This window comes from Brevundimonas sp., assembly GCF_036402095.1.
Lineage (GTDB): Bacteria > Pseudomonadota > Alphaproteobacteria > Caulobacterales > Caulobacteraceae > Brevundimonas.
This window is the reverse complement of sequence record NZ_DASWTO010000166.1, coordinates 1-20,570: the sequence shown is the minus strand read 5'-3', so window position 1 is coordinate 20,570 and position 20,570 is coordinate 1. Positions and strand designations below refer to the sequence as shown.

At 69.3% G+C, this 20,570-nt stretch carries 24 protein-coding genes and 1 tRNA gene; 13 read left to right on the top strand and 12 right to left on the bottom strand.

Translation table 11 applies throughout. The features are described 5' to 3' along the window. Positions 1 to 37 precede the first annotated feature (37 nt). The 3 genes from VGD32_RS11420 to VGD32_RS11410 all read right to left on the bottom strand — a co-directional run bounded on the left by VGD32_RS11420 (position 38) and on the right by VGD32_RS11410 (position 2,520). Positions 38 to 1,288 carry a glycosyltransferase gene (locus VGD32_RS11420; protein ID WP_331032008.1) on the bottom strand — a complete coding sequence of 417 codons (1,251 nt, stop codon included), beginning with the start codon at positions 1,286 to 1,288 and terminating at the stop codon, positions 38 to 40. 133 nt (positions 1,289 to 1,421) lie between these two features. Beyond that, positions 1,422 to 1,628, bottom strand: a complete 207-nt coding sequence (locus tag VGD32_RS11415) for a hypothetical protein (protein WP_331032007.1) — start codon at positions 1,626 to 1,628, stop codon at positions 1,422 to 1,424. 1 nt (position 1,629) lies between these two features. Beyond that, positions 1,630 to 2,520 carry an SPFH domain-containing protein gene (locus VGD32_RS11410; protein ID WP_331032006.1) on the bottom strand — a complete coding sequence of 297 codons (891 nt, stop codon included), beginning with the start codon at positions 2,518 to 2,520 and terminating at the stop codon, positions 1,630 to 1,632. Between the two features lie 199 nt (positions 2,521 to 2,719). On the opposite strand from VGD32_RS11410, the gene VGD32_RS11405 reads away from it, so the two are divergent. The 3 genes from VGD32_RS11405 (at position 2,720) to VGD32_RS11395 (ending at position 6,452) form a co-directional block, all read left to right on the top strand. Then, entirely contained in the window at positions 2,720 to 6,028 is a 3,309-nt protein-coding gene (locus tag VGD32_RS11405) for an autotransporter outer membrane beta-barrel domain-containing protein (RefSeq protein WP_331032005.1), read from the top strand. Positions 6,029 to 6,039: 11 nt separating this feature from the next. Further along, positions 6,040 to 6,116 (top strand) — tRNA-Val (locus VGD32_RS11400). Between the two features lie 63 nt (positions 6,117 to 6,179). Continuing rightward, positions 6,180 to 6,452, top strand: coding sequence for a hypothetical protein (locus VGD32_RS11395; RefSeq protein ID WP_331032004.1), 273 nt, complete (start codon positions 6,180 to 6,182; stop codon positions 6,450 to 6,452). Position 6,453: 1 nt separating this feature from the next. Here VGD32_RS11395 and VGD32_RS11390 read toward each other — a convergent pair whose 3' ends face one another. From VGD32_RS11390 to queC, 3 genes are read right to left on the bottom strand one after another with little or no spacing between them, the layout of a single operon-like run. Beyond that, entirely contained in the window at positions 6,454 to 6,822 is a 369-nt protein-coding gene (locus tag VGD32_RS11390; protein ID WP_331032003.1) for a 6-carboxytetrahydropterin synthase, read from the bottom strand. Beyond that, on the bottom strand, positions 6,819 to 7,454 hold the full coding sequence (gene queE / locus VGD32_RS11385; RefSeq protein ID WP_331032002.1) for a 7-carboxy-7-deazaguanine synthase: 636 nt from the start codon (positions 7,452 to 7,454) through the stop codon (positions 6,819 to 6,821). Before queE ends, VGD32_RS11390 begins: the two co-directional genes overlap by 4 nt. Beyond that, on the bottom strand, positions 7,451 to 8,170 hold the full coding sequence (gene queC, locus VGD32_RS11380; RefSeq protein ID WP_331032001.1) for a 7-cyano-7-deazaguanine synthase QueC: 720 nt from the start codon (positions 8,168 to 8,170) through the stop codon (positions 7,451 to 7,453). The genes queE and queC overlap by 4 nt, the downstream gene beginning before the upstream one ends. A gap of 203 nt (positions 8,171 to 8,373) precedes the next feature. Between queC and VGD32_RS11375 the strand changes: the two genes are divergently transcribed. Next, positions 8,374 to 10,005 carry a response regulator gene (locus VGD32_RS11375; RefSeq protein WP_331032000.1) on the top strand — a complete coding sequence of 544 codons (1,632 nt, stop codon included), beginning with the start codon at positions 8,374 to 8,376 and terminating at the stop codon, positions 10,003 to 10,005. Here the strand turns inward: VGD32_RS11375 and VGD32_RS11370 are convergent. Beyond that, complete coding sequence (locus VGD32_RS11370; RefSeq protein WP_331031999.1) at positions 10,002 to 11,033, bottom strand: ligase-associated DNA damage response exonuclease; 1,032 nt, start codon at positions 11,031 to 11,033, stop codon at positions 10,002 to 10,004. The genes VGD32_RS11375 and VGD32_RS11370 overlap by 4 nt on opposite strands. 83 nt (positions 11,034 to 11,116) lie before the next feature. Here VGD32_RS11370 and VGD32_RS11365 point away from each other — a divergent pair, with 83 nt between their 5' ends. The 7 genes from VGD32_RS11365 (at position 11,117) to VGD32_RS11335 (ending at position 14,501) form a co-directional block, all read left to right on the top strand. Continuing rightward, a complete protein-coding gene (locus VGD32_RS11365) occupies positions 11,117 to 11,563 on the top strand; it encodes a PaaI family thioesterase (RefSeq protein WP_331031998.1) in 447 nt (148 codons plus the stop codon). Then, positions 11,560 to 11,958, top strand: coding sequence for a PaaI family thioesterase (locus tag VGD32_RS11360; RefSeq protein ID WP_331031997.1), 399 nt, complete (start codon positions 11,560 to 11,562; stop codon positions 11,956 to 11,958). Before VGD32_RS11365 ends, VGD32_RS11360 begins: the two co-directional genes overlap by 4 nt. A gap of 62 nt (positions 11,959 to 12,020) precedes the next feature. After that, positions 12,021 to 12,410, top strand: coding sequence for a hypothetical protein (locus tag VGD32_RS11355; protein WP_331031996.1), 390 nt, complete (start codon positions 12,021 to 12,023; stop codon positions 12,408 to 12,410). A 43-nt stretch (positions 12,411 to 12,453) separates the two neighbouring features. Next, entirely contained in the window at positions 12,454 to 12,792 is a 339-nt protein-coding gene (locus VGD32_RS11350) for a hypothetical protein (protein ID WP_331031995.1), read from the top strand. Between the two features lie 88 nt (positions 12,793 to 12,880). Then, the gene (locus tag VGD32_RS11345; protein WP_331031994.1) at positions 12,881 to 13,324 is read left to right on the top strand and encodes a hypothetical protein; all 444 of its coding nucleotides are present in this window, start codon (positions 12,881 to 12,883) and stop codon (positions 13,322 to 13,324) included. A gap of 39 nt (positions 13,325 to 13,363) precedes the next feature. Continuing rightward, the gene (locus VGD32_RS11340; RefSeq protein ID WP_331031993.1) at positions 13,364 to 13,792 is read left to right on the top strand and encodes a hypothetical protein; all 429 of its coding nucleotides are present in this window, start codon (positions 13,364 to 13,366) and stop codon (positions 13,790 to 13,792) included. A 73-nt stretch (positions 13,793 to 13,865) separates the two neighbouring features. After that, complete coding sequence (locus VGD32_RS11335; protein ID WP_331031992.1) at positions 13,866 to 14,501, top strand: helix-turn-helix transcriptional regulator; 636 nt, start codon at positions 13,866 to 13,868, stop codon at positions 14,499 to 14,501. Between the two features lie 56 nt (positions 14,502 to 14,557). On the opposite strand, the gene VGD32_RS11330 is transcribed toward VGD32_RS11335, so the two are convergent. The 3 genes from VGD32_RS11330 to VGD32_RS11320 form a co-directional block, all read right to left on the bottom strand. Beyond that, positions 14,558 to 15,046: an SH3 domain-containing protein gene (locus VGD32_RS11330; RefSeq protein WP_331031991.1), complete on the bottom strand. Its 489-nt coding sequence runs from the start codon at positions 15,044 to 15,046 to the stop codon at positions 14,558 to 14,560. Between the two features lie 119 nt (positions 15,047 to 15,165). Continuing rightward, a complete protein-coding gene (locus VGD32_RS11325; protein WP_331031990.1) occupies positions 15,166 to 16,836 on the bottom strand; it encodes a lysine--tRNA ligase in 1,671 nt (556 codons plus the stop codon). Between the two features lie 31 nt (positions 16,837 to 16,867). Further along, positions 16,868 to 17,230, bottom strand: coding sequence for a hypothetical protein (locus VGD32_RS11320; RefSeq protein ID WP_331031989.1), 363 nt, complete (start codon positions 17,228 to 17,230; stop codon positions 16,868 to 16,870). An 84-nt stretch (positions 17,231 to 17,314) separates the two neighbouring features. Here VGD32_RS11320 and queA point away from each other — a divergent pair, with 84 nt between their 5' ends. Together queA and tgt are read left to right on the top strand one after the other, a co-directional pair. Further along, on the top strand, positions 17,315 to 18,406 hold the full coding sequence (queA, locus tag VGD32_RS11315) for a tRNA preQ1(34) S-adenosylmethionine ribosyltransferase-isomerase QueA (protein ID WP_331031988.1): 1,092 nt from the start codon (positions 17,315 to 17,317) through the stop codon (positions 18,404 to 18,406). Then, a complete protein-coding gene (gene tgt, locus VGD32_RS11310) occupies positions 18,403 to 19,521 on the top strand; it encodes a tRNA guanosine(34) transglycosylase Tgt (protein ID WP_331031987.1) in 1,119 nt (372 codons plus the stop codon). The genes queA and tgt overlap by 4 nt, the downstream gene beginning before the upstream one ends. 10 nt (positions 19,522 to 19,531) lie before the next feature. On the opposite strand, the gene VGD32_RS11305 is transcribed toward tgt, so the two are convergent. Both VGD32_RS11305 and VGD32_RS11300 read right to left on the bottom strand, forming a co-directional pair. Beyond that, positions 19,532 to 20,080: a hypothetical protein gene (locus VGD32_RS11305; RefSeq protein ID WP_331031986.1), complete on the bottom strand. Its 549-nt coding sequence runs from the start codon at positions 20,078 to 20,080 to the stop codon at positions 19,532 to 19,534. 42 nt (positions 20,081 to 20,122) lie between these two features. Beyond that, positions 20,123 to 20,464: a hypothetical protein gene (locus tag VGD32_RS11300; RefSeq protein ID WP_331031985.1), complete on the bottom strand. Its 342-nt coding sequence runs from the start codon at positions 20,462 to 20,464 to the stop codon at positions 20,123 to 20,125. Positions 20,465 to 20,570 lie beyond the last annotated feature (106 nt).

Genomic DNA, 20,570 nt, shown 5'->3' with positions numbered 1-20,570 from the left:
TCCTGTCATCATCTGTCCCCCGATCATCCGGGGCGGCTCAGTGCTCGGCCGACACGCCCCGCGGTTCGACGAAGGCGCGTTCGCCGCTGACGTCGGCGTAGGTCATGCACAGGTCCTCGAACACCCGGCCCCAAGAGAAGCGCTCGACGGCCTTGATGCGGGCTGCGGCGCCCACGGCCTCGATGTCGCGGGCGAACAGGGCCTCGACAGCGGCGGCGTAGTGGACGGGATCCGCGCTCTTCGCCAGCTGCCCGACCGTCTCGTCGACCGTCTCCTTGACCCCCCCGGCGTTGACCCCGACCACCGGACGGCCGCAGGCCATGGCCTCGAGCACGATGAGGCCGAACGGCTCCTTGTCGTTGGCGTGCACGAAGGCGTCGCACGAGGCGATGATCCGGGCCACGGCCTTGGGATTGGCCTCGTACGGGAGGGAGATGACGCGGTCCTCGGCGGGCAGGCCGGCCCCGGCGCCGACCAGCACCAGATGATAGGGGTCGCCGAGGCGCTGAACCGCCTCGATCAGCACGTCGATGTTCTTCTCGCGGGCCGGGCGGCCGGCGAAGCACAGCAGGCGTGCCGACGCCGGCAGGCCGAGCTTTTTCAGCAGCCAGTCGCGATCGCGCCGGTCAGGCCGGAAGGTGTCGACCTCGACGCCGAGCGGCTGGATGACGATGTCCTTGATGCCGGCCTCTTCCAGGCGGCGGGCGATGTAGCGGCTGGGCGACACGACGCGGTCGAACTGGCCGAACAGGCGGGCCCAGCGCTTCTCGACCGGCTTCTTGGCCCATTCGCCGAAGTGAAGCGCGGCGAGGCCGGCGGGGTCGGAATGACAGAAGCCGACGACCGGACAGCCCGCGCGCTGGCCGGCCTCGAGGGCGCCCTGGCCCGGCGTATACGGGTCGCCGGCCTCGATGAGCGAGGGGTTCAGCGAGGCGACCCACGCGCCCCAGCGGCGCACCGATGTCGGCCAGCGGTAGCCGTCGCCGAACGGCAGCTTGGTGGCGTGCAGCTGGACGATGCCGTCCTCGCCGGCCTTGTGGTGCGCGCCCGGCACCACCAGCGAGTGGGCGACGCCGGGGCGTTCGGCCTCCAGCCAGGCCTTCTTCGACAGCAGGTAGCGTTTGACCCCGCCGGAGCGCGGCGCATACAGCATGGTGGTGTCGACCAGCCGCGGCCGCCCATCCTCGCCGGCGGCCTTGGTCGCCCTCAGGGTCTCGGAAACCTCCTCGTCCCAGCCGGGGATGAGACGCAGCTCCCCTTCCTGGACCTCCAGTCCCGCCAGATTCATCAGTTCCCTCTCAGCGGCGCTGACACCGAGCGGGCCAACGCGCCGGACGCGCTTCTGGATGCGGCGGGCCTTGCGAACCTTGGACATGTGCGACTTGACCATCCGCGCGCCCTAGCGCCCGCGACGGCGAAGCTCAAGCGTCATCCGTCGGCGTCATCGTCGCGCCGTCCGCCGACGGGCTGTCTTCAGAGGGGACGATGCCCCGCCGCGCCAGCGCCTCGCGCAGCAGGACCTCCAACTGGGCGTTGATCGAGCGCAGTTCGGCGGCGGCCAATCGTTCGACCGCCGCCATCACGCCCGAGGACGCACGCATCAGGAACGGCTTCCTGTTACGCGCCATGTCAACCGTACAGGGTGCCGGTATTAACGACCGGCTGGGCCTCGCGGTCGGCGCACAGCACGACCAGCAGGTTGGAGACCATGGCCGCCTTGCGGTCCTCGTCCAGTTCGACCACGCCCCGCTCGTTGAGGTCCGCCAGGGCGTTCTCGACCATGCCGACCGCACCCCTGACGATCAGGCGGCGGGCCGACAGGATGGCCTCCGCCTGCTGGCGCCTCAGCATGGCCCCGGCGATCTCGGGCGCATAGGCGAGGTGGGCCAGCCGTGCCTCGTCGACCGCGACACCGGCGACGCTGACCCGGCCGACCAGTTCGTCCCTCAGCCGGCCGGCGACATCCTCGGCGTCGGCGCGCAGCGTCAGTTCTGGAACGTCGGTCTCGTCGCCGTGGTCGTAGGCGTAGTGCGAGGCGATGTCGCGAAGGGCCGTGTCGACCTGGATGTTCACAAAGGCCTGATAGTCGTCGACGTCGAACAGCGCCTGGGCCGAGTCCTGTACGCGCCAGACGACGTTGGCGGCGATCTCGATCGGGCTGCCGCGCCTGTCGTTCACCTTCAGCTTGTCGCTGGTGAGGTTGCGGACCCGCAGGCTGATCTTCTTGCGGCTGTACCACGGCAGAACCCAGCGCAGGCCGGTCTTGCGGTCGGTGCCGCGATAATCGCCGAACAGCAGGATCGCCATGCTCTCGTTGGGCTGCAGCGAGTAGAGGCCGCAGACGAGCAGCAGGCCGATCACGGCCGTGACGACGCCGCCTGCCACCAGCAGCACATTGTCGGGATCCTGCGCCACGGCGACGGGACCGCCGACAATCAGGGCCAGGCCCAGGAGCAGCATGAGCACCCCGTTGGCGGTGGACGCCGGGCGCTCGGTGGATTTCGAGTGGGTCGTGGTCATCAGTCCCTCCTGAATCGATATGAAAATGATATCATATCGATAGCGATATCGGCAATAGCCTCGCTTGGCTTCGTCGGCGGAGGGACGCCTTCGGCCTTGCATTCGCCTCAAATTCGAGAAACTTGAGGCAGGCTGGCGTGGTCCCTGTTAGAGGATCGCCGGCGTCTCTGCGCGTGTCGTCCACAGGGGTTCTTTCCGAATGCGTATTATGCTCGCGACCGCGGTGGCGATCGCTCCCCTGATGGCCGCTTCCGGCGCCATGGCGGAGGTCGTGATCTCGACGGCCCGCACCACGCCGATCACCACGGCGAACGCGACCGGCAGCGGGGCGGACAGCATCCGCATCACCTCGGGCGGCACGATCACCGTCAACACCGGCGTCGCCGTGAAGGTGAACTCGAGCCACAATTTCACGATGGAAGCCGGCGGGATCACGGTCAATAACGCCCCGGCGGGCGCCACCGGCGTGCTGATCGAGGGCGGCAACACCGCCAACATCAATATCGCCGGGGCGATCGCCGTCTCGGACGACATCAGCGCCGAGACCGACACCGACACCGACAACGACGGCGACATCGACGGGGCGTTCGCGCACGGCTCGGACCGCTACGGCGTCCGGCTGGCCGGGGCTGCGCCGCTCGTCGGCAACATCGTCATCGCCAGCGGCGCCCAGATCGGCGTCGACGGCAACAATTCGTACGGCATCCTGCTGGAAGCGCCGCTGACCGGCAATTTCGACATGTTGGGCGCCGTGAACGTCACGGGCGACAACAGCTATGGCGTGCGCGTGGTCGGCGACGTCAGCGGCAATGTGCGGACGGCGGGCAGCATCATCGCTCGCGGGCCCGGTTCGACGGGCCTCTCCGTCGAGGGCGACGTCGGCGGCGCCATGGTTGTCCACTCGAACATCACCGCCTCGGGCTACCGCTACACCACCCGGCCCGCCGAACGCCCGGAAGGCTACGAGGAAACCACCGCCAACGACGAGAGCGTCCTGTTCCTCGACGAACTGGATCCTGACGACCTGATGCAGGGCGGGCCCGCCCTCAGCATCCAGAGCAATATCGCCGGCGGCGTGATCCTCGACCGCGGCCCGGCCTACTCGGCCCTCGGCATCGAGGGCGACGACGATGGCGACGGCGTCAAGAACGGCGACGAGGACGACGACGGCGACGGCACCGTCAACCGGACGGACGCCGACCGCGACGGCGACGGCCTGACCGACTCCACCGAGAACACCGCCACGGTCAATGTCTACGGATCGGCTCCGGCCGTGGAGATCGGCTCGGCGACCCAGTCGATCACCCTTGGGAACGTCGGCACGGGCGACCGCGCCTACGGCTTCATCAACCGGGGCACCGTCGCGGCGCAGGGCGTCTATGACACGATCGCCGCGAACGGCGTCGTCATCGGCGGCAACGCGGGGCAGACGGTCGACCTCTCCGGCGGCTTCCGCAACGAGGGCACGATCGTGGCCCTGGCGTTCGACGCCGACGCCACCGCCATCCGCTTCGGCGACGGGGCCATCGCGCCCACCGTGATCAATGCCAACGCGGTCACCGCCGGTTCGAACAGCGAGCTCGCCACGACGAACGTCGGCATCCGCATCGACGCCGGGGCCACGGTCAACACCCTGATCAACAGCGGGACGATCCTGGCGACCACCGGCGGGGGCACCGCGAACACCTTCGCCATCCAGGATCTCAGCGGCACCCTGACGTCGGTCACCAATACCCGGGCCATCCAGGCCACGGTCAACGCCAACGACGCGGGCGACCCGATCACCGGGGTCGGCACGGCCATCGACGTCAGCGCCAACACCACCGGCTTCACCCTGATCCAGGACGGCGTCGCCTCGACGCCGACGGAAGGCAATCCCGACACCGACGGCGATGGCGTGCCTGACGCCACGGAGCCGAACATCTTCGGCGCCATCAACCTGGGCAGCGGCGGCGACACGCTGGATATCCGCAACGGCATCGTCAGCGGCGACATTTCGTTCGGCGCCGGCGCCGACACCCTGCTGATCACGGGCGGCGCCCTGGTGCGCGGCTCCCTGTCGGACAGCGACGGCGCGCTCGACATCGACGTCGCCGACGGAACGCTCGAGGGGCGTCAGGCGACCGCGCTCAACGTCTCGAGCCTGAACGTCGGCGCCGATGGCGACCTGATCGTGACGCTCGACCCGGCGAACAGCACCTCGGGCTATTTCAACGTCTCGGGCACGGCCACCCTGGCTGACGGCGCGGGCCTCGGCGTGCGGTTCAACTCGCTGCTGGCGGCGCCCGGGCGCTTCACCCTGATCGACGCCACGACGTTGAATTTCGGCGATATCGACCTGTCCTCCCTCGAGGAGAACTCGCCCTTCCTGTACGTGGTCGAGGCCGGGGCCGACGTGCCTGCCGGCCAGGTGTTCGCCGACGTTCGCCGCCGGACCGCGGACGAGGCGGGCCTGATCGACATCGAAGCCCAGATGTTCGACGCCTTCTACGGCGCGATCGGCGGGGCCGGCGCCGGCGACGTACGCGACGCCTTCCTCGCCCAGACCGGCCGCGAGGAGTTCATCGAACTGTACGAACAGCTGCTGCCCGACCACTCGGGCGGACCCCTGCTCTCGCTCGCATCGGGCGTCGACGCGGTCACCCGCGCCCTGACCGGTCGCAACGCCGCGGCGAAACCGGGCGAGACCAGCGCATGGGTGCAGGAAATCAATTTCTACGCCGACAAGGACAAGACCGACACCTACGGCTTCCGCTCGGAGGGCTTCGGCGTCGCCGGCGGCATCGAGCGCGGCACCGGCCTCGGCGCCGTCGGCCTGTCCGCGGCCTTCACCTCGTCGGACCTTGAGGATCCCGAGGCGGAAGCCGAGGAAGTCCTCTCGGCCAGCCTGCTCGAACTTGGCCTCTACTGGCGCGCGCAAGGCCAGTACTGGACGACCTGGGCCCGGGCCGCGGCGGGCTACGCCTCGTTCACGTCCGAGCGCCGCTTCGTCGGAGCCGGCCTGAACCTGGCCAATGAGTCCGACTGGAACGGCTTCACCCTGGCCGCGGCCGGCGGCCTGTCCTACGAACGCGAGTTCGGCCGGTTCACCATCCGTCCCGAGGCCTACGCCGAATTCTTCTCACTCAGCGAGGACGGCCACGTCGAGGAAGGCGGGGGCGACGGCTTCGACCTTGAGATCGACGACCGTGACGGCCATCTGTTCTCGGCCACCGCGGCGATCAACCTCGGCATGAGGATGGGCCAGAACGACTGGCTGCGCCCGGAGATCCGGGTCGGCTGGCGTCAGAACATCTCGGTCGATCCGGGCGAGACCATCGCCCGCTTCCGCTCGGGCGGCGGGGACTTCACCCTGACCCCGGAGACCATCGAGGGCGGCGGCCCGATCCTCGGCTTCCGCCTCAACGTGGGCAACGAGCTGGGCATGCTGTCGGTCAGCGCCGATGCGGAAATGATCGACGATTACGTGCGTTACATGCTGTTCCTGCGGGCCAGCTTCCGGTTCTAGGGTCTGCGGACGGGCGGCTAGCTCAGCTGGTCAGAGCACCTCGTTTACACCGAGGGGGTCGGGGGTTCGAACCCCTCGCCGCCCACCATCCGCCTGTGGTCAGGCTCCGTTCACCCTACCTGCGGCAGGATGCGGCGTCGGGAGAGATTGAATGAAGACCATCGTCACACGCAGCGCCGCCCTCGCCGCCGTTCTCGGCGGGGCCCTGATGCTCCAGGGCTGCCTCGTAGGGGCGGCGGTGGGCGCCGGGGCCGCCGTCGTCGGCGGAGCGGCCAAGGCCACCGGAGCGGTGGTCGGGGCGGGCGTCGACGCCGTCACTACCTCCGACGAAGAGACCCGGGCCAGGCGCGAGCGCGAACAGCGCGACTGGGAACGCGAGCAACGCCGCTGCGAACAGCGCCAGCGCCAGGGCCGCGACTGCTAGGCTAGAGCGTCAGCACGCAGCGTTCGTGGATGGTCGGGCGCGAGACCGTGATGCGGCTGAGGCCGGGCCACTCGGGCTTGAGCCGGTTGGCGAACCACAGGCACAGATTCTCCAGCGACGGCAGTTCCAGCCCCGGCTTCTCGTTGAGCAGCCCGTGGTCCAGTTCTTCGGCGGCCGCCCGCAGGGCCCGGTCCAGCGCCCCAAGGTCCGCGACCCAGCCGTGCTCGGTGTCCAGCACCTCGGAGCGCACCGTCGCCTCGACCTGGAACGAGTGGCCGTGCAGGCGGCGGTAGATGCTGCCCTCCGGCTCGTTCGGAAAGTGGTGCGCGGCGTCGAAGGTGGCCGCCTTGGTGATCTCGAAAACGTTCATCTGACGCCGATGTATTTGTGGGTCTGGATGCTGAGCCGCCATTTCGGGTGGCGCAGGCAATAGTCGATCGCCGCGGCCGTGTTGGCCTCGCGGTCGGGGCCGTCCATGGGCTGGAGCCAGAAGCGCTCGAAATCCATGTGCTCGAACCGTTCGGGCATGGCGGCGGGCTGCGGATAGACCAGCTTCAGCTCCTGGCCCGAGGTCTGGACCACCGGGGCGTCCGCCTTGGGGCTGACGCAGATCCAGTCGATTCCGTCCGGCGCCGCCAGCGTGCCGTTGGACTCAATGGCGATCTCGAAGCCGCGGGCGTGCAGGGCCTCGATCAGCGTGGCGTCCAGTTGCAGCAGCGGTTCGCCGCCGGTGCAGACGACCAGTTTCGGATCCCCTGCCCGCCCCCGCCACATGGCGGCGACATGGTCGGCCAGCGCATCGGCCGTGGCGAACTTTCCGCCGCCGTCGCCATCCGTGCCGACGAAATCGGTATCGCAGAAGGTGCAAACCGCCGCGGCCCGGTCGCGCTCGAGCCCGTTCCACAGGTTGCAGCCGGCGAAGCGCAGGAAGACGGCCGGCCGGCCGGCCTGCCCGCCCTCGCCCTGCACGGTCAGGAAGACCTCTTTCGCGGACCAGGTCATGTCCGCGCCACCCATTCGGCATGGCCGGCGGCCCGCAGTTCGCAGGCCGGGCAGTCGCCGCAACCGTAGCCCCAGGCCTCGCGGTGGTCGCGGTCGCCGCGGTAGCAGGTGTGGGAAGCCTCGACGATCAGATCGACCAGCGGCTGCCCGCCGAGATCCCGGGCCAACGCCCAGGTGTCGGCCTTGGTCAGCGCCATCAGCGGCGTCTCGATCACCACCGGCTTGTCCAGTCCGAGGCTGAGGGCATGGGCCATGGCGTCGATCGTATCGCGCCGGCAGTCGGGATAGCCGGAGAAGTCAGTCTCGCACATGCCGCCCACCAGGGCCCCCAGCCCGCGCCGGTCCGCCAGGGCGGCCGCGACCGTCAGGAAGACGAGATTGCGGCCCGGCACGAAGGTCGTCGGCAGGCCGCGGGCGTCCAGTTCGATGGCCCGGTCGGCGGTCAGGGCGCTTTCCGCGATCCTGCCGTAGCCGGTCAGGTCGACGACGTGATCCGGCCCCAGCCGATCCGCCAGCCCGGGCAGCACCCGCGCCATGCCGTCGCGCACGTTCAGCCGCGCCTGCATCTCGACGAGGTGGCGCTGGCCGTAGTCGAATCCGACCGTCTCCACCCGCTCGAACCCCGTCAGCGCCCACGCCAGGCAGGTGGCGCTGTCCTGCCCGCCCGAAAACAGGACCAGGGCGGATTTTGCAGGATTTTGCAGGGAAGCGCTCATGACAAACCTGCGGTCGGCCGATCGGCCGCGCGCATGGACAAGGTGACAGGGCCGCTCCAGCGCTGGGCGGGAACGGGGCCGGCCTTCTACACCAGCGAGCGGGCCGGCGCAAAAGCGGCGCGAAAACGGCGGCGCCGGCCTTTAACGCTTCCGCAAACCGTTTCCTTGCAGTGTCCACCGGTCGCAGTGGAGTGCCGGTGAGTATGCCGACCATTGAAGTTCTCACCGAGCGCGCCGAGGCGGTGTCGCCTCAGACGCTGGGAAGCGAGGTGTTCGCCCGCTTCGAGAGCGAGCCCGACACGCTCGTGATCGCAGTGGTCGACGGTCGCCGCCCGATCGGCCTGATCGAACGCAACAGCTTCCTGCTGAAAATCGCCGGCGCTTTCGGCCACGCCCTTTACGCCCAGCGACCGGTTATCCACGTGATGGATCCGGAACCCGCCGTGGTCGAGGCCGGCGTGGCCGTCGACACCTTCTGCGACGCCCTGCTGAAGAGCGGCCCCGGCGCCCTGATGCGCGGCTTCATCGTCACGCGCAACGGGCGCTATCACGGCGTCGGCACGGCCGTTTCCCTGCTGCAGGCGGTCAACGAAACCCAGCGCCGCCAGAACGAGGAACTGGCCGAGCAGGCGCGGGTGCTGACGGACACCCGCACCCAGGCCCTCATGTCGGCCCGGGCCAAGAGCCAGTTCCTGGCCATCATGAGCCACGAGCTGCGGACACCGATGAACGGCGTCCTCGCTGTGGCCGAGCTGCTGCGCCGGCAACCGCTGAACGCCCAGGCCCATGCCCATGTGACGACGATCGTGGAATCGTCCGAGACCCTGCTGCGCATCCTCCAGGACGCGCTCGACCTGTCGCGGGCCGAGGCGGGCGAACTCGAGCTGAACGCCGAGCCTACGCCGCTCCGCAGCCTGATGGACGACATCCAGGCGATGTGGGCGCCGCGCGCCTCGCAGGACAACGTCACCCTGATGATCGGCTACGAGGGCGACACCGAACTGGCCGCCGTCGTCGATGGCACGCGCCTGAAGCAGGTGTTTAACAACCTGATCGGCAACGCCCTGAAATTCGCCCGGAACGGGGTGGTCGAAGCCAGCCTCAAGGCCGTGGCCGCCGGCGATCGCATCGTGCTGGAGGCCCGCGTCCGCGACGACGGCCCCGGAATAGACGCCGACCGGGTGGACCAGATCTTCGAACCCTTCGTCCATGGTTCCAGCCAGGACGGCGCCGGTCTGGGCCTGTCGATCTGCCGCCAGATCATCGCCCGGATGGGCGGTCGCATCTGGGCCGAGAACAATCCCGGTCGAGGCGCGACGTTCGCCTTCGACCTCGAGGTCGACCGCACCCGGGTGGAGGTCGCGCCGGCCTCGAACATCCAGTCGCTGTCGAACCACGAGATGACCAGCACGCCGCACATCCTGATCGTGGACGACAACGCCACCAACCGCGTCGTCGCCCAGGCCCTGTGCGAGATGTTCGGATGCACGTCCGAGACCGCCGAGGACGGCGTCGAGGCGCTGGAAGCCGTGCAGGAGCGCAAGTTCGACCTGGTGCTGATGGACATCAAGATGCCGCGCATGGACGGCGTGCAGGCGACCCAGGCCATCCGCGCCCTGGACGGCCCGGTCAGCGCCATCCCGATCGTGGCCCTGACCGCCAACGCCGATCCGGACGATGCCCGCAACTACCTCGCCAGCGGCATGGCCGCGGTGGTGGAGAAGCCGATCAAGCCCGAGCGGCTGCGCATGGCGATGAACGCGGCGCTTGAGCAGATCGCCGCCGCTGACGGCGCGGCGCCGGCCAAGGGCCGCTCCTCACGCTCGGCGGCCTAGGCCGGCTCCACCAGCCCGGCCTCCTCATCCTCCTCGTCGTAGCCGATCAGCCGCAGGGCGCGGGCCTTCTGGCCGTTCAGCTCGCACCAGCGCAGCAGGCCCTCCTCGCGCCCATGGGTGATCCACACCTCCTCGGGCCGGAGCTCGGCGAAGGTGGCGGTCAGCTCGGGCCAGTCGGCATGGTCCGACAGCACCAGCGGCAGCTCCACCCCCCTCTGCCGGGCCCGCGCCCGCACGCCCATCCAGCCCGAGGCGAACGCCAGCACCGGATCGGCGAAGCGGCGCGACCAGCGATCCTGGGTGGCGGACGGCGGGGCGATCACCACCTCGCCGCCCAGCGCATTCGGCTTCAGGCCGGTGGCCGGCGACAGCGGACCGAGATCGACGCCCTCGCGCTCATACAGGCGGTTCAGCCGGTCCAGCGCGCCGTGGACGTAGATCGGCCGCTCCCAGCCGGCCTCGCGCAGTAGGCGGATCACGCGCTGCGCCTTGCCCAGGGCATAGGCCCCGACCAGGTGGGCGCGTTCGGGAAATTGCCGCAGCGAATGGATCAGTCGCCCGATCTCCTCCCCGTCCGGCGGATGGATGAAGACCGGCAGGCCGAAGGTGGCCTCGGAGATAAACACCTCGCAGGGTACGGGCTCGAAGGGGGCGCAGGTCGAATCGCGCCGGCGCTTGTAATCGCCCGAAACCACCATGGTGACGCCCTTCCAGCGGATCGCCGCCTGGGCCGAGCCCAGCACGTGACCGGCCGGAACGAGCGTGACCTCCACTCCGTGGTGCGACGCCGTCTCTCCATAGGCGACCGGCTGTTCCCGCGCGGCGAACCCCTCGCCGTAGCGCTCGGCCATGATGGCGAGGGTCTGGGGCGTGGCCAGCACCGCGCCGTGACCCGCCCGGGCGTGATCCGAGTGGCCGTGGGTGATCACCGCCCGATCGACCGGCCGCACCGGATCGACGTAGAAATCCCCCGGCGGGCAGTACAGGCCGGCCGGAGTCGGCCTCAGCAGGTCCTCGAAGCGGATCATGGGTCGGATATGGGTCCTCGCAGCGGCAACGGAACGCGCGAGCCGCGCTTGCGTCCACGCCCGCCCCGGGTTGATAGCAGGACATGGCGTCCCCGACCCTCGTCTCCCTCCTGCCCCAGCTCGCCTCCGGCGCCGCCCACACCCATGCGCTGGGCTTCGCCTATGACGGCCTCGAAGGCGACCGGGTGCGCATCCGCGTGCCGTGGCGCGAGGATCTGGTCGGCGACCCGGACACGGGCGTGCTGGCCGGCGGCCTCGTCACCGCCCTGCTGGACCATGTCGGCGGGCTGGCCGTGTGGATAGCCCTCGACCGGTTCGAGCCGATCGCCACCCTCGACCTGCGTGTGGACTACATGCGGGCGGCCGAACCGCGGCGGGCGCTGATCGCAGAGGCCCGCTGCTATCGCCTGACCCATTCGATCGCCTTTGTCCGGGCCTGGGCCTTCGAGGACGGGCCGGACGACCCGGTCGCGGCGGCGCAGTCGACCTATGTGCTCAGCGCCCGCGCCCGCCGGGAGGCGGCGAAATGAGCGAACTGCTGGACCGCCTGCCCTACGCCCGCTTCCTTCGCCTGAGGTCCGGGCAGGACGGCGAGGTTCTCACCGTCACCATGCCGTTCGCCGACAGCCTGATCGGCAATCCGATGCTGCCGGCGTTGCACGGCGGAGCCACCGCCGCCCTGCTGGAGCTGACGGCGGTGGCCCAGGTGGCGCTGGCCTGGCCCCGGTTGCGCCTGCCCCGGCCGATCAACGTCACCGTGGCCTATCTGCGCACGGGACGGCCCGTCGACGTCCATGCCCGGGCCCGCATCAGCAAGGCCGGCCGCCGCGTGGCGCACGTGCTGGCGGAGGCCTGGCAGGAGGACGAGGCGCTGCCGATCGCCTCGCTCACCGCCCACTTCCTTGTATCGGATTACGATCTCTAGTTGTAGTTCATTGTAACGCCTGATTGCTTCCTCTACGTGATGGTTAATCACGGAGGAAGATCATGATGAGACAAAGCATCGGCCAAGCCCTCGCCGCCCGCCTTTACTCGGCGGAGACGGCCATCGACCGGGCCATGGCGGAAACCGCCGCCTTCACCGCCGCCCTGCCGGCCGCCCGCGCCGACGCCTGGCTGTCCGCGGTGACCGGCCAGCGCGCCTTCAGTGGTGCGGCAGCCGCGGTCGGGGCACTGGCGGAAGCCCGCGGCCATCTGGTCCAGACCCACGCCACCCTGGCCGCCATCGCCCGAAAACTGGGCCTCGAGGCGCTCGCCGTCGGTCCTGTCGACAAGCCGGGCGACACGCCGCCCATCGGCGGAGGGGTGTGTCCGCAAGGCGACACAGGGCCGGTCATGGTGAACAAATCCCTACCAAATATAGAGCGAGCATGTTAAGGCTTCGTTTACCTGTTCTGCTTGATTCAGTTTGGAGACTTCCATGGACAAGGCCCAAGTGATCGCCAGCGTCGCCGGCGATCTGAATGCGACGGAGAAATCCGTCGACGCCGCGATCACCCGCGCCACGACGCTGGTGCAGTCGATGATCGGGGGGCGTTCGGCTCTGAACCTGTCGCCGGTCGCCGGCGCGGAAGCCCAAGCCAAGGCCCTTGAGGCCATCGCCGCCCTGGGCGCTGCGCGCCAGGCTGTGGTCGCGTGCCATGAGGAACTGGCGAGGGATCACCGCCGTCTCGGCTACGGCGTCTACATCGGCAACGAGCCCAAGCCAGAAGGTTCGCGGCCGCCGACCACCGGCGAGCACCGTCTCCGGGCGGTCTAAATTCGAGGTAATGTCGGCTGGCGGTCATTTCCGCTGGCGCTGACTTGAGGCATGATCGCCCCCGCGCATCGAGCACGGGGGCGATTCTGTGATAGACGATATCTACGCCCAAGCAGTGCTTGCGGTCGCCGTGCTCACCGTCGCATTTGCGTTCTGGAAAGGCGATGAGCCGGAGCGGCTGGGCGCTGCGGCCTATGCAATGGCCTTTCTCGCGACGAGTATGATCAGGGGAGACGCTACCCCAAATGTCCCGCGCTGGGGGATGATGGGAATTGAGATTGTACTGCTGGTCGTATTCATCGGGCTCGCATTGCACAGCCGCCGGGCCTGGCCGGTCTGGGCGGCCAGCTTTCAGGCTCTGGTCGTCACCAATCATGTCCTGATAGCAGCCAGCTTGAGACCCCCTGTTGTCGCCGCCGCCACCGTCATCAACATGTCCAACTACGGCCTGCTGGTCGCATTGGCCGTCGGCACCTTCTGGGCCTGGCAGGAGCGGCGGGCCGCCGCCATGAGCTCGACCGGCAGGTTGTAGGCGGATCCGGGCCCCACCGGGCCCAGGAAGGGGCAAGCCGTGTTCGACACTCTCTACTCCCAGATCGGCGCGGCGATCGGCGTCATCGTCGTGGCCTTCGCCTTCCTCAAGGGCGACGAGCCCGAGCGGGTCGGCGGCGGGGTCTATGGCATCGGCAGCCTGGCCGCCCTTCTGGTGCAGCAGGACGCCCAGCTTTTCGGCACACAATGGGGGCTGATGACCGTCGACGTGGTCCTGCTCGCGGCCTGGGCCGCCGTGGCGTGGAAAAGCCGCCGGTCATGGCCCGTCTGGGCCGCCGCCCTCCAATCGCTGATCGTCATGACGCATGTCCTCACCATGGTCGACGTCCGGCCGCCGCTGGTCGCCTTCTACGCAGTGATCAACCTGGCCAGCTACGGCATCCTGCTGGCCCTGATGCTGGGCGTCGTGCAGGCGTGGCGCGACCGTCGCGCCCTCGGGCTGGAATAGGCGCCGTCATCCTAGGTGGATATTCCTAGACGCCTGCGGTATCCTGCGCCCGACTCGCGAACACCCTGACCTCATGCCCCTCACCCACGGCCAGATCTGGAAGGCGATCGACGGGCTGGCCCGGCGGGAGGGCATCAGCGCCTCCGCCCTTGCGCGCCGGGCCGGGCTGGACGCCACCAGCTTCAATCCCTCCAAACGGTTCGGACCGGGCGATCCGCCGCGCCCGCGCTGGCCCTCGACCGAGAGTCTGACGCAGGTGTTGCGCGCCACCGGCCTGTCGCTCGGCGAATTCGCCGCCTTGGCCCAGGACGCGCCCGAGCGGGCGGCCACCGTGCCGATGCTCGGCATGGCCCAGGCGGGACAGGACGGCTTCTTCGACGACGCCGGCCTGCCGGTCGGCGAGGGTTGGGAGCAGACCGAACTGCCGCGCCCGAAGGAGACGCTGCTGAGCCTGCGCGTAACCGGCGACTCGATGGCGCCGGTGTACCGCGAGGGTGATCGCATCATCGTCGACCGCGAGGCGTCCGACGTGCGCAAGGGCGATCGGGTCGTGGTGCGCACCACCGGCGGCGAAACCCTGGCCAAGGAGGTGACCGGGCTGACGGCGCGGGCGGTCACCCTGGCCTCGATCAACCCCGCCTATGAGCCGCGGGTCGTGCCGCGCAAGGACATCGTCTGGATGGGCCGCATTCTCTGGGTCAGCCAGTAGCGCCCACGAAAAAGGCCGCCCCGGACGGGGCGGCCTTTCCATGTCTCTGGGCCGTATCAGCGGCTGACGTAGTGAGCGTTGACCCAGCCGCCGCCGGCGATCTGGACCCATTCGCCCTGCGAGCTCACCGCCGTGAACGGCTGGCCGGCCGACAGGCTGCCGACCTGACGGTAGCCGGTGCCCGGACCCGAGCGGATGCGCAGGTTCGAGGTGGCGCGGTAGGTGTCGCCGTCGCTGTACCGGTAGGTCGAGTTGTAGGACCGGGCGCGCTGCTGGTTGCAGCCGATGTAGGAGCCGGCGGCGGCGCCGGCGCCCGCGCCGACCACGGCGCCGAGGGTGCGCTCGTTATCCGAGATCTGGCTGCCGGCGAGGCCGCCGATGACCGCGCCGATCAGGGCGCCGGCGCGCTGACGGCCACCGGGGGCGTCGCAGTTGGTGATGCCGTTGGCCTGCTGGGCCATGGCGGCTGTGGGCAGGGCCGCGGGGGCCAGCGAGGCCAGCACGGCGGCCGAGGCCAGAGCGACGGTGATCTTGTTTTTCGACATGGCTCATCTCCTGTCATCGAGTTGGTCGATGGCAGGCACAATGCGCGGCCGGACATGAAGGCTCCCGGAGGCCCCCCGTTATGTTCGGTTCATGTACGTTACCGGACGAACGCCGATCGTCAGGACGCCAGCTCTCCGCGAGCGCCGTCCTCGATCAGCCGGATGGTCTGCGGCAGGCCGTAGATGGCGGCGAACGAGCCGAAGCGCGGCCCCTGCGACGCGCCCAGCAGGACCTCGTACAGCGCCGCGAACCAGGTCCGCAGCGGCTCGAAGGCATGCTCCTTGCCCACGGCGTAGACCTCGGCCTGGATCAGTTCGCCATCCGTCGTGTCGGCCGGCAGCGCCTTCAGGCGCGCCGCGAGGTCGAGCAGCGCCGCCTTCTCCTTTTCGCCCGGCAGGCGGTAGGCCTTGGTCGGTTTGACGAAGTCCTCGTAATAATTCAGCGCGCGGTCCATCAGCTGGTCCAGCAGCGGCTCGTTCTCCGGCGTCGCCTGAGGCAGGTATTTGGCGAAGTAGGCCCATAGCTGCGCCTTGGACGAGGCGTTTGCCACGCCGACCAGATTGAGCAGCAGGGCGAAGGACACCGGCGAGGTGTGGTCCGGCGGCGATCCGGCGTGGATCGACCAGACGGCGTTGTCGATCCGCTTGGCCGGTTCCTGGGTCTTGTAGGCCTCTATGAAGGCCAGATAGTCGTCGATCGCCCGCGGAATGACGTTGAAATGCAGCGACTTGGCCGATTTCGGCGACTGGAACATGTACCAGCTCAGCGACTCCGGCGTGCCGTAGCGCAGCCACTCCTCCATGGTCAGGCCATTGCCCTTGGACTTGGAGATCTTCTTGCCCTCGACGTCGAGGAAGAGCTCGTAGTTGAACCCTTCCGGCGGCACACCGCCCAAGGCCCGGCAGACCTTGGAGCTTTCGCGGACGCTCTCGATCAGATCCTTGCCCGACATCTCGTAGTCGACGTCCAGCGCCGTCCAGCGCATGGCCCAGTCGGGCTTCCACTGCAGCTTCACATGGCCGCCGGTGACGGGAACCTCGGTGCGCCCGCCGGCGGGATCGTCGAACACAATCGTGCCCTTGACGACGTTCCGCTCCAGCGTCGGGACCTGCAACACATGGCCGGTGACGGGGCTGATCGGCAGGAAGGGCGAATAGGTCGCGCGGCGTTCCTCGCCCAGCGTCGGCAGCATGATCGCCTGCACGGCGTCGAACCGCTCCAGCAGGCGCAGCAGCACTTCGTCGAACCGGCCTGAGCGGTACTGCTCGGTCGAGGACAGGAACTCGTAGTCGAAGCCGAAGCCGTCGAGGAAGGCGCGCAGGCGGGCGTTGTTGTGGGCCCCGAAGCTGTCGTGCGTCCCGAACGGGTCGCGCACCACGGTCAGTGGCTTGTGCAGATCCTCGATCAGCATCTCCGGGTTGGGAATGCCCTCCGGGACCTTCCTGAGCCCGTCCATGTCGTCGCTGAAGGCCACCAGCCGCGTCGGCCAGTGGTCGCCGGTCAGGGCCCGGAAGGCGTTGCGCACCATGGTCGTGCGCGCCACCTCGCCGAAGGTGCCCATGTGCGGCAGGCCGGACGGGCCGTAGCCGGTCTCGAGCACCACAGGCCTTTGCAGGGCCTCGAACGTAGCCAGCGCCTCGTCCGCCTTGCCGGCGTCGATCAGCAGCTTCGCCGCGTCCCGCTCGGCATCCGACAGCCGCTTCTTCAGCACATGGGCCAGAAGGTTGCGGGCCTGTTCGAACGGCCACGACCTAGCGTCGCGAGCGAGGGTTTCGAGGTTCTGCAGCATGGGCGGGGTTTGCAGCGGATGGGGCGGCGGGTCAACGACCTCCGACCACCCAGCGGACCAGCAACAGGCCGACGCCAACGGCCATCATCGGTCCGAACACCCGCAGGGTATGGCGGGTGCATCGCTCCGGAAAGAAGGTGTCGTAGTCTCCATCCGGCGTCGCGCCGTATCGGATCGCAACGGCCGTCAGGGGACATTTCATGCCGCTGCCGATGAATACGGCGGCCTCGACCAGCACCAGAAGCAACGAGGCCCAGAGCCAGCGGCCTGTGACTCCGGTCAGGCCCCCGAACAGAAGCAGGACGGTGGCGGAGGCCATCATCACGTAGATCGCGGTATGAACCGCACGCACCGTGAAGAGTCGCCAGTCTCCGCCCATGGCCCTGTCTCCCATGGCGCCCGTCGGCCGGCCATTCCGGAATTCTACCGAGCGGATCGGGTTGACGGTCCGCGCTCCCCATGGCCTCTGCGCCGCCTGATGAAGACCGCCGACTTCGACTTCGACCTGCCGGAAGACCGGATCGCCCTGCGCCCGGCGGAGCCGCGGGATTCCGCGCGCCTGCTGGTGGTGCGGGACGGGGGTCTGGCGGACCGGATCGTCCGCGATCTGCCGGACTTCCTGCGCCCCGGCGACGCCCTGGTGTTCAATGACACGCGGGTGATCCCGGCGCGGCTGTCGGGCGTGCGCGAGCGGGTCGGGCCGGACGCCGGGACCCTGACGGTCGGGGTCGAGGCGACGCTGCATCATCGCGACGCGCCGGATGTCTGGTCGGCCTTCATGAAGCCGGGCAAGCGGATCAAGGTCGGGGATCGCATCCGCTTCGGCGCGGAGGCGGACGGCGCCTGCCAGCTCGGCCGGCTCGACGCCACGGTCGAGGCCAAGGGCGAGGACGGGCTGGTGACGCTGCGTTTCGACCTGTCGGGGCCGTTCCTGGACGAGGCCATCCGCGATGTCGGGGTCATGCCCCTGCCCCCCTATATCGCGGCGAAGCGGGCCGAGGACGACCGCGACCGGTCCGACTACCAGACCCTGTTTGCCAAATGGGACGGCTCGGTCGCCGCGCCGACGGCCGGACTGCATTTCACCCCGGCGCTGATGGCGGCGATCGAGTCGAAGGGCGTTTCGACCCATGCCGTTACCCTGCATGTCGGGGCCGGCACCTTCCTGCCGGTCAAGGCCGACGACACCGCCGACCACAAGATGCATTCCGAATGGGGCGAGGTTTCTGCGGACACCGCCGCCGCCCTGAACGCAGTCCGGGCCGCCGGTGGCCGCATCGTCTGCGTCGGCACCACCAGCCTGCGCCTGCTGGAAAGCGCCACGACGCCGGCAGGCGTGGTCCAGCCGTTCCACGGCGACACGTCCATCTTCATCACCCCCGGCTACCGCTTCCGCGCCGCCGACGTGCTGATGACCAATTTCCATCTGCCCAAGTCGACGCTGTTCATGCTGGTCAGCGCCTTCGCCGGGCTGGAAACGATGAAGGCCGCCTATGCCCATGCGGTGGCCGAGGGATACCGGTTCTATTCCTACGGGGACGGCAGCCTGCTATTCCGCGCGGCCCCATGACCTTCCCCTTCGACATTTCCGCCACCGACGGCCGCGCGCGCACCGGCGTGCTCAGAACCCCGCGCGGCGACATCCGCACGCCCGCCTTCATGCCCGTCGGCACCGCCGCCACGGTCAAGGCCCTGACGGTGGATCAGGTGGCGCAAACGGGCGCCGACATCCTGCTGGGCAACACCTACCACCTGATGCTGCGGCCCGGGCCCGAGCGGATGGAGCGCCTCGGCGGACTCCACCAGTTCATGCGCTGGGACAAACCGATCCTGACCGACTCGGGCGGCTTCCAGGTCATGTCCCTCTCGGGCATTTCGAAGCTGACAGAGGAGGCGGTGACCTTCTCCAGCCATATCGACGGCTCGAAGCACGTGCTGACGCCGGAACGCTCGATCGAGATACAGGCCGATCGTCTGGGCTCGGACATCGTCATGCAACTGGACGAATGTGTCGCCTGGCCGGCCGAGGAACCCCGCGCCCGCTCCGGCATGGAATTGTCGGCGCGCTGGGCCAAACGCTCGAAGGACGCCTTCGGGACGCGGGATGCGCAGGCCCTGTTCGGCATCCAGCAGGGCTCGACGTTCGAACACCTGCGCCGCGAGTCGTCCGAGCGGCTGCAGGAGACCGGCTTCGACGGATACGCCATCGGCGGTCTGGCCGTGGGCGAGGGTCACGCCGCCATGTGCGAGGTCCTGGACTATGCGCCGGAGATGCTGCCCGCCGACCGACCCCGCTATCTGATGGGTGTCGGCAAGCCGGTCGACCTGGTCGAGGCGGTGTATCGGGGCGTCGACATGTTCGACTGCGTCCTGCCGACCCGGGCCGGGCGGCACGGTCAGGCGTGGACCTGGAACGGGCCGATCAACCTGAAGAACGCCCGCTTCGCGGAGGATCAGGACCCGCTGGACCCCGCCGTCCCCTGCCCCGCTTCCACTGACTATTCAAAGGCCTACCTGCACCACCTGATCCGCACCGACGAGATTCTCGGCAAGGTGCTGCTGAGCTGGCACAACATCGCCTTCTTCCAGGCCCTGACGGCGGCGATGCGGTCGGCGATCGCCGAGGGCCGGTTCGAGGCCTTCCGCCGCGACTTCCACGCCCGGCACGTCTCGAACGGCGGCTAGCCGACCCCGGTCAGCGCTGACTGCGGCCCCGTGGCCGGAACCAGGCGGGGGCGGCCGGCGGCGCGCAGTTGCGGTTCATGCCGACGCCCTTCAGGAACGCCCGCCGCATGCGGCCGGCCTGAATGGCCGCCTGGACATGGCGGCTGTGCTGCTCGGCTCCGGACAGCCGCCGGATCCAGCTGCGGCCGGGGATGAAGTCGGTCGCCGCGTCGCGGATGGCGCCCAGCGCGGCCTCCGACGCCGCGTCGCCGGCGCGCTCGCCCAGGGTCGAGCCGTCCGGCGCCGGCGGCTCGTCGGTATCGGGGCCCAGCGCCTCGTCCAGCCGGGCGATCTCGGCGCCGATGGTCGAACATTGGTCGAGGTTGCGCAGGTCGTAGGGATTGGCCTCGGCCTGGAGCAGCACCGTCGGGATATGCTCGCGGCGCAGGTTCAGGTCGTCGAGCGGGGCCGTGGCCGCCGCTCCCACGCCGGATCCGAACGCGCCCATCCCGCCGCAGCCGGACAGCAGCATGGCGAGGACGGGGATGAGCACGAGCGGACGCATGGTGTCTTGAAGCATGGCCGCGGCCGGACCGGAAGGGCGCTCCCTCCCTGCGCGCGTCTAGCGCCCGTCGGCCGAGCCGCCCTTCACCCGGTTCCGGTTGCCGGCGCGGGTCTTGGGCCCCTGCTGGTCCATCTTCTCGGTGCGATCCGGCCGGTTCCGGTTGGTGCTCCCCAGCTGCACGTCGTCCGCGCCAAGGGCGTCGCCCTCGTCCATGTAGTCGGCCACCTCACCCGCGGCGGGCGGCGCCAGGGGCGAATCGGCGACGTCGGACGCCGCGGAGCTGCGCGCCTCCGGCCGCCGGCTCTCGCCGCCGGCCTGCGTCTGGTCGCCGGGCCCGACCGGGTCGGTGGCGGCGTTCTGGGCCGTGGCCTTGGAGGAATGGACGTTCTGATGCGGCATGGGCGGCCTCCTTCGCTGTCTCTCGACAACGGGACCGCCGGGGGCTTGTTCCGGAAAGGGAGGTGGTACGTCCTCTCGGGCTCGAACCGAGGACCCTCTGATTAAA

Excerpts from the sequence above, each read along its gene's own strand:
- VGD32_RS11420 (WP_331032008.1), bottom strand. The coding sequence starts at position 1,288 with ATGAATCTGGCGGGACTGGAGGTCCAGGAAGGGGAGCTGCGTCTCATC.
- VGD32_RS11415 (WP_331032007.1), bottom strand. The coding sequence starts at position 1,628 with ATGGCGCGTAACAGGAAGCCGTTCCTGATGCGTGCGTCCTCGGGCGTG.
- VGD32_RS11410 (WP_331032006.1), bottom strand. The coding sequence starts at position 2,520 with ATGACCACGACCCACTCGAAATCCACCGAGCGCCCGGCGTCCACCGCC.
- VGD32_RS11405 (WP_331032005.1), top strand. The coding sequence starts at position 2,720 with ATGCGTATTATGCTCGCGACCGCGGTGGCGATCGCTCCCCTGATGGCC.
- VGD32_RS11395 (WP_331032004.1), top strand. The coding sequence starts at position 6,180 with ATGAAGACCATCGTCACACGCAGCGCCGCCCTCGCCGCCGTTCTCGGC.
- VGD32_RS11390 (WP_331032003.1), bottom strand. The coding sequence starts at position 6,822 with ATGAACGTTTTCGAGATCACCAAGGCGGCCACCTTCGACGCCGCGCAC.
- queE (WP_331032002.1), bottom strand. The coding sequence starts at position 7,454 with ATGACCTGGTCCGCGAAAGAGGTCTTCCTGACCGTGCAGGGCGAGGGC.
- queC (WP_331032001.1), bottom strand. The coding sequence starts at position 8,170 with ATGAGCGCTTCCCTGCAAAATCCTGCAAAATCCGCCCTGGTCCTGTTT.
- VGD32_RS11375 (WP_331032000.1), top strand. The coding sequence starts at position 8,374 with ATGCCGACCATTGAAGTTCTCACCGAGCGCGCCGAGGCGGTGTCGCCT.
- VGD32_RS11370 (WP_331031999.1), bottom strand. The coding sequence starts at position 11,033 with ATGATCCGCTTCGAGGACCTGCTGAGGCCGACTCCGGCCGGCCTGTAC.
- VGD32_RS11365 (WP_331031998.1), top strand. The coding sequence starts at position 11,117 with ATGGCGTCCCCGACCCTCGTCTCCCTCCTGCCCCAGCTCGCCTCCGGC.
- VGD32_RS11360 (WP_331031997.1), top strand. The coding sequence starts at position 11,560 with ATGAGCGAACTGCTGGACCGCCTGCCCTACGCCCGCTTCCTTCGCCTG.
- VGD32_RS11355 (WP_331031996.1), top strand. The coding sequence starts at position 12,021 with ATGATGAGACAAAGCATCGGCCAAGCCCTCGCCGCCCGCCTTTACTCG.
- VGD32_RS11350 (WP_331031995.1), top strand. The coding sequence starts at position 12,454 with ATGGACAAGGCCCAAGTGATCGCCAGCGTCGCCGGCGATCTGAATGCG.
- VGD32_RS11335 (WP_331031992.1), top strand. The coding sequence starts at position 13,866 with ATGCCCCTCACCCACGGCCAGATCTGGAAGGCGATCGACGGGCTGGCC.
- VGD32_RS11330 (WP_331031991.1), bottom strand. The coding sequence starts at position 15,046 with ATGTCGAAAAACAAGATCACCGTCGCTCTGGCCTCGGCCGCCGTGCTG.
- VGD32_RS11325 (WP_331031990.1), bottom strand. The coding sequence starts at position 16,836 with ATGCTGCAGAACCTCGAAACCCTCGCTCGCGACGCTAGGTCGTGGCCG.
- VGD32_RS11320 (WP_331031989.1), bottom strand. The coding sequence starts at position 17,230 with ATGGGAGACAGGGCCATGGGCGGAGACTGGCGACTCTTCACGGTGCGT.
- queA (WP_331031988.1), top strand. The coding sequence starts at position 17,315 with ATGAAGACCGCCGACTTCGACTTCGACCTGCCGGAAGACCGGATCGCC.
- tgt (WP_331031987.1), top strand. The coding sequence starts at position 18,403 with ATGACCTTCCCCTTCGACATTTCCGCCACCGACGGCCGCGCGCGCACC.
- VGD32_RS11305 (WP_331031986.1), bottom strand. The coding sequence starts at position 20,080 with ATGCTTCAAGACACCATGCGTCCGCTCGTGCTCATCCCCGTCCTCGCC.
- VGD32_RS11300 (WP_331031985.1), bottom strand. The coding sequence starts at position 20,464 with ATGCCGCATCAGAACGTCCATTCCTCCAAGGCCACGGCCCAGAACGCC.